The sequence below is a fragment of the Mycobacterium sp. RTGN6 genome, assembly GCF_033804605.1.
GTDB lineage: Bacteria > Actinomycetota > Actinomycetes > Mycobacteriales > Mycobacteriaceae > Mycobacterium.
The window spans coordinates 163,535-175,332 of record NZ_JAPZKZ010000006.1 but is presented as its reverse complement, the minus strand read 5'-3'; the positions used below and the strand labels follow the sequence as shown (position 1 = coordinate 175,332).

13 protein-coding genes are annotated in these 11,798 nt (G+C 67.1%); 10 read left to right on the top strand and 3 right to left on the bottom strand.

Annotation, left to right across the window (positions count from 1 at the left end; all coding sequences use genetic code 11):
- Window positions 1–36 precede the first annotated feature (36 nt).
- Window positions 37–1,296: a cytochrome P450 gene (locus tag SLQ33_RS16330; RefSeq protein ID WP_319454904.1), complete on the bottom strand. Its 1,260-nt coding sequence runs from the start codon at window positions 1,294–1,296 to the stop codon at window positions 37–39.
- Between the two features lie 121 nt (window positions 1,297–1,417).
- Here SLQ33_RS16330 and SLQ33_RS16325 point away from each other — a divergent pair, with 121 nt between their 5' ends.
- The 5 genes from SLQ33_RS16325 (at window position 1,418) to SLQ33_RS16305 (ending at window position 5,371) form a co-directional block, all read left to right on the top strand.
- Complete coding sequence (locus SLQ33_RS16325; RefSeq protein ID WP_319454903.1) at window positions 1,418–2,581, top strand: steroid 3-ketoacyl-CoA thiolase; 1,164 nt, start codon at window positions 1,418–1,420, stop codon at window positions 2,579–2,581.
- Window positions 2,581–2,967, top strand: a complete 387-nt coding sequence (locus SLQ33_RS16320; RefSeq protein ID WP_319454902.1) for a hypothetical protein — start codon at window positions 2,581–2,583, stop codon at window positions 2,965–2,967. Before SLQ33_RS16325 ends, SLQ33_RS16320 begins: the two co-directional genes overlap by 1 nt.
- A 10-nt stretch (window positions 2,968–2,977) precedes the next feature.
- On the top strand, window positions 2,978–3,457 hold the full coding sequence (locus SLQ33_RS16315; RefSeq protein ID WP_319454901.1) for a nitroreductase family deazaflavin-dependent oxidoreductase: 480 nt from the start codon (window positions 2,978–2,980) through the stop codon (window positions 3,455–3,457).
- Between the two features lie 61 nt (window positions 3,458–3,518).
- Window positions 3,519–4,190, top strand: a complete 672-nt coding sequence (locus SLQ33_RS16310; protein ID WP_319455168.1) for a hypothetical protein — start codon at window positions 3,519–3,521, stop codon at window positions 4,188–4,190.
- 44 nt (window positions 4,191–4,234) lie between these two features.
- Window positions 4,235–5,371, top strand: a complete 1,137-nt coding sequence (locus tag SLQ33_RS16305; RefSeq protein ID WP_319454900.1) for a histidine phosphatase family protein — start codon at window positions 4,235–4,237, stop codon at window positions 5,369–5,371.
- Here the strand turns inward: SLQ33_RS16305 and SLQ33_RS16300 are convergent, their stop codons facing one another.
- Window positions 5,372–6,277, bottom strand: a complete 906-nt coding sequence (locus SLQ33_RS16300; protein ID WP_319454899.1) for an SDR family oxidoreductase — start codon at window positions 6,275–6,277, stop codon at window positions 5,372–5,374.
- A gap of 16 nt (window positions 6,278–6,293) precedes the next feature.
- Window positions 6,294–7,067, bottom strand: a complete 774-nt coding sequence (locus SLQ33_RS16295) for an SDR family oxidoreductase (protein WP_319454898.1) — start codon at window positions 7,065–7,067, stop codon at window positions 6,294–6,296.
- Window positions 7,068–7,124: 57 nt separating this feature from the next.
- Between SLQ33_RS16295 and echA20 the strand changes: the two genes are divergently transcribed.
- From echA20 to SLQ33_RS16270, 5 genes are read left to right on the top strand one after another with little or no spacing between them, the layout of a single operon-like run.
- Window positions 7,125–7,880, top strand: coding sequence for a (7aS)-7a-methyl-1,5-dioxo-2,3,5,6,7,7a-hexahydro-1H-indene-carboxyl-CoA hydrolase (gene echA20, locus SLQ33_RS16290; RefSeq protein ID WP_319454897.1), 756 nt, complete (start codon window positions 7,125–7,127; stop codon window positions 7,878–7,880).
- Window positions 7,877–8,755 (top strand): cholesterol ring-cleaving hydrolase subunit IpdA, encoded by an 879-nt coding sequence (gene ipdA, locus SLQ33_RS16285; protein WP_319454896.1) that lies wholly within the window; start codon window positions 7,877–7,879, stop codon window positions 8,753–8,755. Before echA20 ends, ipdA begins: the two co-directional genes overlap by 4 nt.
- Entirely contained in the window at window positions 8,752–9,501 is a 750-nt protein-coding gene (ipdB, locus tag SLQ33_RS16280) for a cholesterol ring-cleaving hydrolase subunit IpdB (RefSeq protein WP_319454895.1), read from the top strand. The genes ipdA and ipdB overlap by 4 nt, the downstream gene beginning before the upstream one ends.
- Window positions 9,502–9,505: 4 nt before the next feature.
- Window positions 9,506–10,576: a (3aS,4S,5R,7aS)-5-hydroxy-7a-methyl-1-oxo-octahydro-1H-indene-4-carboxyl-CoA dehydrogenase gene (gene ipdC / locus SLQ33_RS16275; RefSeq protein WP_319454894.1), complete on the top strand. Its 1,071-nt coding sequence runs from the start codon at window positions 9,506–9,508 to the stop codon at window positions 10,574–10,576.
- A gap of 53 nt (window positions 10,577–10,629) precedes the next feature.
- Window positions 10,630–11,742, top strand: a complete 1,113-nt coding sequence (locus SLQ33_RS16270) for an NDMA-dependent alcohol dehydrogenase (RefSeq protein ID WP_319454893.1) — start codon at window positions 10,630–10,632, stop codon at window positions 11,740–11,742.
- Window positions 11,743–11,798 lie beyond the last annotated feature (56 nt).

The following is an 11,798-nucleotide window of genomic DNA, read 5'->3' as shown; positions in this document are numbered from 1 at the left end:
CTCCTTGATCCTGGGAAGTTTGAGCGTCGCGCGGCGTTAGCGCGCGCCGGCGCCCGTGTAGTCGACCTGCCAGTGCTTGATCCCGTTGAGCCACCCCGACCGTAGCCGCTCGGGCTCGCCGATGGACTTGAGGTCCGGCATGTGGTCGGCGACCGCGTTGAAGATGAGGTTGATGGTCATCCGGGCGAGGTTGGCGCCGATGCAGAAGTGGGCTCCCGTGCCGCCGAACCCGACGTGCGGGTTCGGATCGCGAAGGATGTTGAAGGAGTACGGGTCGTCGAAGACCTCTTCGTCGAAGTTGGCCGAGCGGTAGGAAAGCACCACGCGCTGGCCCTTCTTGATCTTCACACCCGACAGCTCGGTGTCCTCGAGCGCGGTGCGCTGGAACGCCGACACGGGAGTGGCCCACCGGACGATTTCGTCGGCGGCGGTCCCCGGACGCTCACGCTTGTAGAGCTCCCACTGGTCCGGGTTGTTCGCGAGCGCGATCATGCCGTGGGTGATCGAGTTGCGCGTGGTCTCGTTGCCTGCCACCGCGAGCATCACCACGAAGAAGCCGAACTCGTCGTCGGAGAGCTTCTCGCCGTCGAAATCGGCCTCGACCAGCTGGGTGACGATGTCGTCGGTGGGATTCTTGATGCGCTCCTCGGCCATCTTCATCGCGTAGGTGATGAGCTCGAAGGACGACATCGCCGGGTCGACGTCGGCGTACTCCGGGTCTTCACCGGCGGTCATCTCGTTGGACCAGCGGAAGAGCTTGTCGCGGTCGTCCTGCGGCACCCCGAGCAGCCCGGCGATGGCCTGCAGCGGCAGCTCGCAGGACACCTGCTCGACGAAGTCGCCGCTGCCCTCGGACGCGGCGGCCTTGACGATGTTCTGGGCGCGCTGGCTGAGTTCCTCCTCCAGCCGTCCGACCACCCGCGGGGTGAACCCGCGGGAGATGATCTTGCGCAGCCGGGTGTGCTGCGGCGCGTCCATGTTGAGCAGCACGGCGCGCTGCAGATCGATCGCCGAGCGTTCCATTCCCTGCGGCCAGGTCGGGATCGCGCCGTCCGGCGAGCTGCCGAAGACGTCGTTGCGCTTCGACACCTCCTTGACGTCGGCGTGCTTGGTGATCAGCCAGTAGCCCTTGTCCCCAAAGCCGCCGGTACCGCCGGGTACGTCGACCCAGTGAATGGGCTCCGACTTGCGCAACTCGGCGAGCTCCGCGACGGGCAGGCGCTCGAGGTTCAGCGCCGAGTCCAGGAAGTCGAACTCAGCTGGGATGTTTGGGGGATTCCCCGAAAGGGTGGTCACGGCGTGTGTGCTCCTAATTGCAACGTGTTCTAGTGCCAGTAAAACACGGCTTCACTGCAGATCAAAGGCGTGGGGACATCGCAGCTTGTCAGACTAATGAAACGTGTTCTAGCCTGGCGGAATGGGTAACCCTGTCATCGTTGAAGCCACCCGCAGCCCCATCGGCAAGCGGAACGGCTGGTTGTCTGGTCTGCACGCCACCGAGTTGCTGGGGCTGACCCAGAAGGCGCTCGTCGAGAAGGCCAGCCTCGACCCCGGCGAGGTCGAGCAGGTCATCGGCGGCTGCGTCACGCAGTACGGCGAACAGTCCAACAACATCACCCGCGTGGGCTGGCTGGTGGCCGGACTGCCCGACCACGTCGGCGCCATGACGGTCGACTGCCAGTGCGGCAGTGGCCAGCAGGCCAACGGGTTGATCGCGGGCCTCATTGCAGCCGGTGCCATCGACATCGGCATCGCATGCGGCATCGAGGCGATGAGCCGCGTCGGCCTCGGCGCCAACGCGGGGCCGGACCGCGGCATCCTGCGCCCAGAGTCGTGGGACATCGACCTGCCCGATCAGTTCACCGCGGCCGAGCGGATCGCCAAGCGCCGCGGCATCACCCGCGAGGACATCGACCAGTTCGGCTTCGATTCGCAGCGCAAGGCCAAGCAGGCCTGGGCCGAAGGCAGGTTCGACCGCGAGATCTCCGCGATCGTCGCGCCGGTGCTCGACGAGAACAAGCAGCCGACCTCCGAGCGCGCACCCGTCACAAGGGATCAAGGTCTGCGCGACACCACGCTGGAGGGCCTCGCCTCGCTGAAGCCGGTGATCGAGGGCGCAATTCACACCGCCGGTACTTCGTCGCAGATCTCCGACGGCGCGGCCGCGGTCCTGTGGATGGACGAGGACAAGGCCAAGGCCCTCGGGTTCAAGCCGCGCGCCCGCATCATCAGCCAGGCGCTCGTCGGCGCCGAGCCCTACTACCACCTCGACGGCCCCGTGCAGTCGACGGCCAAGGTGCTCGAGAAGGCCGGCATGAAGATGGGCGACATCGACATCACCGAGATCAACGAGGCGTTCGCTTCGGTCGTGCTGTCCTGGGCCCGCGTGCACGAGCCGGACATGGACACGGTGAACGTCAACGGCGGCGCCATCGCATTGGGACATCCCGTGGGCAGCACCGGAAGTCGGCTCATCACCACCGCGCTGCACGAACTCGAGCGCACCGACAAGACCACCGCGCTCATCACGATGTGTGCGGGCGGAGCGTTGTCGACCGGCACCATCATCGAGCGGATCTAGTGCCCCACACCCGGGTCTTCACCGAGGCAGAACGCATCGCCGCCGCGCAGTCGTACGTCGACGCACTGGTCAGCCACGACGGCGACTCGGTGCCGTTCGCACCGGGATGCACCCGCATCGAGCAGGGCATGAAGAACGGCTTCTCGGGAAGCCATTTGCGCCGCAGCCTCAGCCGGGGTCCGCAGTACCGGATCATCGGAGCGACGACCACCCCCGAGTACACCGTCACCGGTGATCGAGTCACCGCGAAATACGATGTGCTGACCAAGGTTTCGATTGCTGGACGGCGCATGGCGGCGCACGTCGACGAGACGTTCGTGATCCCGGCATCCGACGGCCAGCTCCACCACATCCGCGTGCGCTTCCACCCGTTCCTCAAGCGATAGGGTCCCCGACATGGCCAACCCGTCCCGCCCGCTGAAGCCCAAGCAGATCGAGAACCTGAACTCGGCGAAGGTCGGCACCGCGATCAAGTGGATGTCGAAGGCGCAGACCTGGATCTTCAAGAAGTCAGGCGGGAAGTTCGGCAACAAGTTCCTGAAGGGGGCCGAGGTCGGGATTTTGACGACGATCGGTCGGAAGTCGGGCGAGCCGCGCGAGAGCCCGCTGCTGTTCCTGCCGGAGGGAGAGCGCATCGTGCTCGTCGCCTCGCAGGGCGGCAGGGCCACCAACCCCATGTGGTACCTCAACCTCGTCGCCAACCCGAAGGTGACCTTCCAGACCAAGCGTGGGGTGTTCGCGCTCACCGCCCGCGAGGCCACCGACTCCGAACGGGACGAGTACTGGCCCAAGCTCGACGCCATGTACGCCGACTTCGCGAACTACCGGTCCTACACCGACCGCAAGATTCCGATCATCATCTGCGATCCGGCCTGAGCGCCACCTCGTGGAAGCGGACCTGCACTTCTACTTCGATCCGGTCTGCCCGTTCGCCTGGATGACGAGCAAGTGGGTGCGCATGGTCGCCGCCCAGCGTGAGTACCGGGTCGACTGGCGGTTCATCTCGTTGCGAATCCTCAACGCGCACATCGACTACGACGCCCACTTCCCGCCCGAGTACGAGGCCGGCCACACCGCGGGCCTTCGCCTGCTGCGGGTGGCGGCCAAGGTCAGGGCCGAGCACGGCCGCGACGCCGTCGGCCCGCTGTACGAGGCCATCGGCACCCGCATCTTCGACACCCCGCGGACCGTCGACCCGCTGTCGGCGTCGGACCAGGGTGCCCGGCGCGTACTCGAGCCGCTGCTGGATTCGGTGGGCTTGCCGATCGGGGTGGCCGACGCGCTCGACGACGCCTCGCTCGACGACGAACTTCGAGCCGAGACCGAGGAGGCGCTCTCGCTCACCGGGCGCGACGTCGGCACCCCGATCCTGCACTTCCAGCCGCCCGACGGCACGGCGTTCTTCGGCCCGGTCATCAGTAGACTGCCCAGTGAAGCCGACGCAGGTGCGCTGTGGGACCACGTCGTCGGGCTGGCGTCGTTTCCCGGCTTCGCCGAACTCAAGCGTTCGTTGCGGGAGCGGCCACAGCTGGCCAGCTTCGGCGTCGATACCCAGTCGGCTGGCAAGCAGGAGGACTGGCACGGCGGCAGCCGTCGCACCAAGAAGTAGGTAATCGCCCATGGCACCGTCGACGGCGTGTGCAGAATGTGGCGGTGCGCACGGTTCTGAACGCCGCGGCGAGCGCGGTCATCGCCGTCGTCCTGTTCGTCGTGATGGCGCTTCCCGCCTGGGCCGCGGGCACGCCGATGACGCTGACGTTCGTGCGTCACGGCCAGTCCACGGCTAACGAAGCGGGCATCCTCAATACCGCAGTTCCCGGTCCGGGCCTGACTGCGCTCGGTCAGCTCCAGGCGCAGGACGTGGCGGCCGTCCTGGCGACCCAGGGCCACGACGGTATCTACGCCTCGACGATGGTCCGGACCCAGCAGACCGCGGCACCGCTGGGTAGTGCCGTCGTGCTGCCAGGCCTGCAGGAGATCGACGCGGGAGTGTTCGAGGGCACCGCCGAGCGCGGCCCGCTGGCGCTCTTGGGCTATGCGCTCCCGCCGCTCGCGTGGACGTTCGGGTTGCGCGCCGTCCCGATCCTCGGCTCAGCGGATTCCGGAAACGCGTTCGACGCGCGCGTCGACGGGGCCGTCAAGACGATCTACGACACGGGCGACCGCAACCCCGTCGTGTACTCGCACGGCGCGACCATCATGTTCTGGGTGATGATGAACGTCGACAACCCCGACCCGCTGCTCATCCTCACCCACCCGTTGGACAACACCGACGTGGTGGTCGTCAACGGCACCCCCGATGACGGGTGGACGCTGACCGACTGGGACGGCGTTCGGGTGGACCCCAACCCGTCGCTCGTCGGAAGGCTCGTCGTCGCGGTGCGGGACGTCCTCGTCGGGTTGCAGGGCGGCTCGCGCCCCGCGCCGACGTCGGTGCCCACGACCGGTGTCACCACCGTCGCGCACGACGAAGTGCAACCCGCCGCAGTGCAGGCGAAGGTGGCCGCGAAGGATCCGGAGTCCCCGCCGGCGGCGACGACGGAACCGTCGGTGAGCACATTGACGTCACGGAAGTCGAAGAAGGCGGCCGAGGCGCCAGCCGAAGACTCGCCCGTCGCCACCAATGGGGCCACGGATCTGTCGGACGGCAACATGGCACACCCTGGCACGGACGAGCCTAAATCCGCTGAGCCCGAAGGTGATAAGACCCAGCCCTCGACGTCCCCCGTCGCACCGACGTCGGTCGAGGCCGGGACGGACGACGAGGACGCGAAGCCCGCAGCGGCCTGACTAGGCGCCGAAGACCGGCAGCGGCGTCCGCGACTTCGCCAACAGGTCGGTGACGACGGGGCCCAACTCGGCGGGATCCCAGCGGGCGCCCTTGTCCGCCTCGGCACCGCGTGCCCAGCCCTCGGCGACGCGGATGATGCCGCCCTCGACCTCGAACACCCGGCCGGTCACGTCGCGCGACTGGCCGCTGCCCAACCACACCACGAGCGGTGAGACGTTCTCCGGTGCCATCGCGTCGAACGTCGAGCCCTGGGTCGACATCATGTCGGCGAACACCGTCTCGGTCATGCGGGTCCGCGCCGACGGCGCGATCGCGTTGACGGTCACGCCGTAGCGGCCCATCTCGGCGGCCGCGACCAACGTCATCCCTGCGATACCGGCCTTCGCGGCGCTGTAATTGGCTTGTCCCACACTGCCTTGCAGCCCCGCACCGGAACTGGTGTTGATTATGCGGGCGTCGACCGGGTTGCCCGCCTTGGACTGTGCGCGCCAGTACGCGGCCGCATGCTTCATGGTGGCGAAGTGGCCCTTGAGGTGCACGGCGATGACGGCGTCGAACTCCTCTTCGCTGGTGTTGGCGAACATCCGGTCCCGAACGATGCCGGCGTTGTTAACTAGTACGTCGAGGCCGCCGAACGCGTCGACGGCGGTCTGCACGAGACCCTCGGCCTGCGCCCAGTCGGAGACGTTGGCCCCACTGGTGACGGCTTCGCCTCCGGCAGCACCGATTTCGTCCACCACGCCCTGCGCGGCGCTACCCCCGCCCGCGGGCGAGCCGTCGAGGCCAACGCCGATGTCGTTGACCACGACCCGCGCACCCTCGGCGGCGAACGCCAATGCGTGCGCGCGTCCGATGCCTCCGCCTGCACCCGTCACGATGACCACGCGGCCGTCGAGCAGTCCCATAAACGTATGTCTCCCTCTATTTGATGTCGGCGGTCGTGGTCGATAGGTAGTGCGGCGGCTCGCCGCCACCGTGCACCTCCAACGACGCACCGCTGATGTACGACGCCGCTTCCGACGCCAGAAACGCGGTAGCCCAACCAATGTCGGCAGGTTTCGCGAGCCTGCCGAGTGGCACGTTCTTGGAGATCGCCGCGATGGAGTCGGCGTCGCCGTAGAACAGCTCCGACTGCTCCGTCTCGACCATCCCGACGACGACCGAGTTCACCCTCACCTTCGGCGCCCATTCGACGGCGAGGGTGGTGGTCATGTTCTCGATTCCGGCCTTCGCCGCGCCGTAGGCGACAGTGCCCGGGGTGGGCCTGCGCCCGCTCACGCTGGTGATGTTCACGATCGACCCGCCAGCGTCCTGGGTCTGCATGACGGCGTTGGCATGGGTCGAGACCGACAGCGCACCAAGCAGGTTGAGTTCGACGATCTTGGTGCTGAACTTCGCCGACGCGTCGGCGGCCAGCACGTAGGGCGAACCGCCTGCGTTGTTGACCACGACGTCGATGCGGCCGTGCTTGGCGACGACGGCCTCGATGAGCGCCTTGACGGAGTCGTCGTCCCGGATGTCACAGGAGTGAAAGTCGTACGGACTGCCCTCGACGGGGCGGCGCGCACACGTGACGACGGTGGCCCCCTGACCGGCGAAGACTGCGCTGATTCCAGCACCGACGCCACGCACTCCGCCGGTCACGAGGACCACTGCACCGGTGAGTTGCAGATTGATTCCAGCGTCGTCGCTCACTGTGCTAGCGTACCAAGCAAGTGCTTGCTTAGGTAGTCACCCCAGGAGTAGCCGCACATGACCATCACCACCAAGACAGTCGAACCGGGCATCGTCGCGGTCACCGTTGACTACCCGCCGGTCAACGCCATCCCGTCCCGCGGCTGGTTCGAGCTCGGCGACGCCATCACCGCGGCAGGCCGCGACCGCAGCACCCACGTGGTGATCCTGCGCGCCGAGGGACGCGGCTTCAACGCCGGCGTCGACATCAAGGAGATGCAGAACACCGAGGGCTTCACCGCGCTCATCGACGCCAACCGCGGCTGCTACCACGCGTTCCGTGCGGTGTACGAATGCGAGGTGCCCGTCGTCGCGGCGGTCAACGGATTCTGCGTCGGCGGCGGCATCGGCCTGGTCGGCAACGCTGACGTCATCGTCGCGTCCGACGACGCCAAGTTCGGGTTGCCCGAGGTCGAACGCGGCGCACTCGGCGCGGCCACCCACCTGTCCCGGCTGGTCCCTCAGCACATGATGCGGCGCCTCTTCTTCACCGCCGCGACGGTCGATGCGGCCACCCTGCACCACTTCGGGTCGGTGCACGAGGTGGTACCGCGCGCCGAACTCGACGAGTCCGCACTGCGGGTGGCCCGCGACATCGCATCCAAGGACACCCGCGTCATCCGGGCGGCCAAGGAGGCACTCAACCTCATCGACGTACAGCCGGTCAACGCGAGATACCGTATGGAACAGGGCTTTACGTTCGAGCTCAACCTGGCCGGGGTGTCCGACGAGCACCGCGACGCGTTCGCGGGCACGACCAAGGGGAAAGAATGAGCGACAAGCGGACCACGCTTGACGACGCCGTCTCGTCCATCGAGAGCGGTATGACCATCGGCCTCGGCGGCTGGGGTTCGCGGCGCAAGCCGATGGCCTTCGTCCGCGCGCTGCTGCGCACCAGTGTCACCGACCTGACCGTCGTCACCTACGGCGGACCCGACCTCGGGCTGCTTTGCTCGGCGGGCAAGGTCAAGCGGGTGTACTACGGCTTCGTCTCACTGGACTCGGCGCCGTTCTACGACCCGTGGTTCGCCAAGGCCCGCACCACCGGAGCCATCGAGGCGCGCGAGATGGACGAGGGCATGCTGCGGTGCGGGCTGCAGGCCGCCGCACAACGGTTGCCGTTCTTGCCGATTCGCGCCGGGCTTGGCAGTGACGTGCGCGCGTTCTGGGGCGACGAACTCAAGACCGTCACGTCGCCGTACCCCACCGGCGACGGATACGAGGAACTCGTAGCGATGCCCGCGCTGAACCTCGATGCCGCCTTCGTGCACCTGAATCTCGGTGACGCACAGGGCAATGCGGCCTACACGGGCATCGATCCATACTTCGACGACCTCTTCCTGATGTCGGCGGCGAAGCGCTTCCTGAGCGTCGAACGCGTGGTGTCCACCGAGGAACTCGTCAAGGCGGTGCCGCCGCAGGCGCTGCTCATCAACCGGATGATGGTCGACACCGTCGTCGAGGCGCCCAACGGAGCGCACTTCACTACCGCCGAACCCGATTACAAGCGAGACGAGAAGTTTCAGCGCCACTACGCGGAAGCCGCTGGCTCCGATGAGACGTGGCAAGAGTTCGTCGCCACGTATCTGTCCGGTAGCGAGGCCGACTACCAAGCGGCAGTTCGCAAATTCAAGGAGGCTGCCCAGTGATCTCCGTGACCCGCGCCGAGGTGTGCGCCGTCGCGTGCGCCGAATTGTTCCGCGACGCAGGCGAAATCATGGTCAGCCCGATGACCACCATCGTGTCGATCGGTGCGCGGTTGGCCCGGCTGACGTTTTCGCCGGACATCCTGCTCAGCGACGGCGAGGCCAGGCTGATCGCCGACACCCCCGCCATCGGGGCCGCCGCCACGATCGAGGGCTGGATGCCGTTCGGGCGCGTGTTCGAGACGTTGGCCTGGGGCCGGCGTCACGTCGTCATGGGGGCCAACCAGCTCGATCGCTACGGCAACCAGAACCTCTCGGCATTCGGTCCGATCCAGCACCCCAAGCGACAGATGTTCGGTGTCCGAGGTGCTCCTGGCAACACCATCAACCACGCCACCAGTTACTGGGTCGGCAGCCACTCCAAGCGGGTCTTTGGCGAGTCCGTCGACATCGTGTCCGGAATCGGCTGGGACAAGGTGGATCCCGACAACCCGGCCTACCGGTTCGTCAACGTCTACCGCGTGGTGACCAACCTCGGCGTGTTCGACTTCAACGGCCCCGACCACCAGATGCGGGCGCTTTCGCTACATCCGGGCGTCGAGGCCGGGCAAGTGGCCGAGAACACCTCCTTCGAGGTGCATGGCCTGGACACCGCCGAGGAGACCCGGCTGCCGACGGGTGACGAGCAGAGGCTGATCCAAGAGGTCATTGACCCGAAATCGCTGCGGGACAAGGAAGTCAAGGTCTAAACCCATGAGCAAGCTGCGCACGCCGCTCACCGAACTGGTCGGCATCGAGCACCCCGTCGTGCAGACCGGCATGGGCTGGGTGGCCGGTGCTCGGCTGGTGTCGGCGACGTCGAATGCCGGCGGGCTCGGCATCCTCGCGTCGGCCACCATGACGCTGGACGAACTCCAGACGGCCGTCACCAAGGTCAAGGCCACCACCGACAAGCCGTTCGGCATCAACATGCGCGCCGACGCGGGCGATGCCGGAGACCGCGTCGACCTGTTGATCCGCGAGGGCGTGAAGGTCGCGTCGTTCGCGCTCGCCCCGAAGCCCGAACTGATCGCCAAGCTGAAGGACGCGGGCGTCGTCGTCATTCCGTCGGTGGGTGCCGCCAAGCACGCGAAGAAGGTGGCGAGTTGGGGTGCCGACGCGGTGATCGTGCAGGGCGGTGAGGGCGGCGGCCACACCGGATCGGTCGCGACGACGCTTTTGCTGCCGTCGGTGCTCGACGCCGTCGCCGACACCGGCATGCCCGTCATCGCGGCAGGCGGGTTCTTCGACGGGCGTGGGCTGGCCGCGGCACTGTCGTACGGCGCCGCGGGCGTCGCCATGGGCACGCGCTTCCTGCTGACCTCGGATTCGACGGTCCCCGAGGCGGTCAAGCGGCGCTACCTCGACGCGGCGTTGGACGGCACCGTAGTCTCCAAGCGCGTCGACGGCATGCCGCACCGCGTACTGCGCACCGGCCTGGTCGAGAAGCTCGAGAGCGGCTCGCGGGCACGGGGTTTCAGCGCTGCGATCGGCAACGCCGCGAAGTTCAAGAAGATGTCGGGCATGACGTGGCGGTCGATGATCCGCGACGGGTTGGCGATGCGCCACGGCAAGGAACTCACCTGGTCGCAGGTGGTGATGGCCGCCAACACTCCGATGCTGCTGAAGGCCGGGCTGGTCGAGGGCAATACGGACGCGGGCGTGCTGGCCTCGGGTCAGGTGGCCGGCATCGTCGACGACCTGCCGTCGTGCGCCGAACTGATCGACTCGATGGTCGCGGACGCCATCAAACACCTGCAGGCTGCGGTCGCGTTCGTCAATTAGCTGAAGCTGCGAAACGGCCAAAACCGCTCCCCGTGGTTCCTACACTCGGCCGGATGAAGACGAACGGCGCAGTGCTGTGGGAGTACGGCTCGAATTGGTCCGTCGAAGAACTCGAGTTGGATCCGCCGGGCGACGGCGAGGTGCTGCTGTCCTGGGAGGCGACGGGGCTGTGTCACTCCGACGAACATGTCCGAACGGGTGACCTCCCCGCACCGCTGCCGATCCTCGGCGGTCACGAGGGGGCGGGCATCGTCCAGGAGGTCGGGCCAGGCGTACGGGACCTCAAGCCCGGCGACCACGTCGTGGCATCGTTTCTGCCCGCGTGCGGGCGGTGCCGGTTCTGCGCGACCGGCCACCAGAACCTGTGCGATCTCGGCGCGCTGCTCATGTCGGGCTTGCAGGCCGACGGCACGTATCGCAGACGGATCCGCGGCCAGGATCTTGGCGTCATGTCCTTCGTCGGCACGTTTTCGCAGTACGGCGTCGTCACGGACGCCTCGTTGATCAAGATCGACGACGACCTGCCGTTGTCGCGCGCCTGCCTGCTTGGATGCGGCGTCACGACTGGTTGGGGCTCTGCGGTCAACACCGCGAACGTCCGGCCCGGAGACACCGTCGTCGTGATCGGCTTGGGCGGCATCGGCAGCGGCGCCGTCCAGGGCGCGCGACTGGCGGGTGCCGAACGGATAGTCGTCATCGAGCCCGTCGAAGACAAACGCGAGCGGGCGATTCAGTTCGGGGCCACGCACTTCGTGACCGCGATGCCTGAGGCCATGGCTCTGATCGCCGAACTGACCAAGGGCGTGATGGCCGACTCCGCGCTGCTCACCGTCGGGCTGCTCGACGGGTCGATGATCGAGGACGCGCTGAACCTCGTCCGCAAGGGCGGAGCGGTGGTGGTGACGGCGCTTGCGTCGATGACCGACGTCACCCCGACGCTTCCGCTGATGATGTTCACGCTGTTTCAGAAGCGCCTGCTCGGAAGCCTCTACGGAGAAGCCAACCCGCGCAACGACATTCCTCGCCTGCTCAGCCTCTACCGCGACGGACAGCTGCTGCTCGACGAGACGGTGACGAGCGAGTACAAACTCAACGACATCAACGAGGCCTACGACGACATGCGTTCGGGCCGCAACATCCGCGGCGTGATCATCCACGACCACTGACGCCGAACGGCGCATCGCCACGCGCGACGTCGATGATCTTGCCAACACGACTACGA

What these genes read in the sequence shown, in the direction of transcription:
- SLQ33_RS16325 (WP_319454903.1), top strand. Translation starts at nt 1,418, where the DNA reads ATGGGTAACCCTGTCATCGTTGAAGCCACCCGCAGCCCCATCGGCAAG.
- SLQ33_RS16315 (WP_319454901.1), top strand. Translation starts at nt 2,978, where the DNA reads ATGGCCAACCCGTCCCGCCCGCTGAAGCCCAAGCAGATCGAGAACCTG.
- SLQ33_RS16310 (WP_319455168.1), top strand. Translation starts at nt 3,519, where the DNA reads ATGACGAGCAAGTGGGTGCGCATGGTCGCCGCCCAGCGTGAGTACCGG.
- SLQ33_RS16300 (WP_319454899.1), bottom strand. Translation starts at nt 6,277, where the DNA reads ATGGGACTGCTCGACGGCCGCGTGGTCATCGTGACGGGTGCAGGCGGA.
- echA20 (WP_319454897.1), top strand. Translation starts at nt 7,125, where the DNA reads ATGACCATCACCACCAAGACAGTCGAACCGGGCATCGTCGCGGTCACC.
- ipdA (WP_319454896.1), top strand. Translation starts at nt 7,877, where the DNA reads ATGAGCGACAAGCGGACCACGCTTGACGACGCCGTCTCGTCCATCGAG.
- ipdC (WP_319454894.1), top strand. Translation starts at nt 9,506, where the DNA reads ATGAGCAAGCTGCGCACGCCGCTCACCGAACTGGTCGGCATCGAGCAC.
- SLQ33_RS16270 (WP_319454893.1), top strand. Translation starts at nt 10,630, where the DNA reads ATGAAGACGAACGGCGCAGTGCTGTGGGAGTACGGCTCGAATTGGTCC.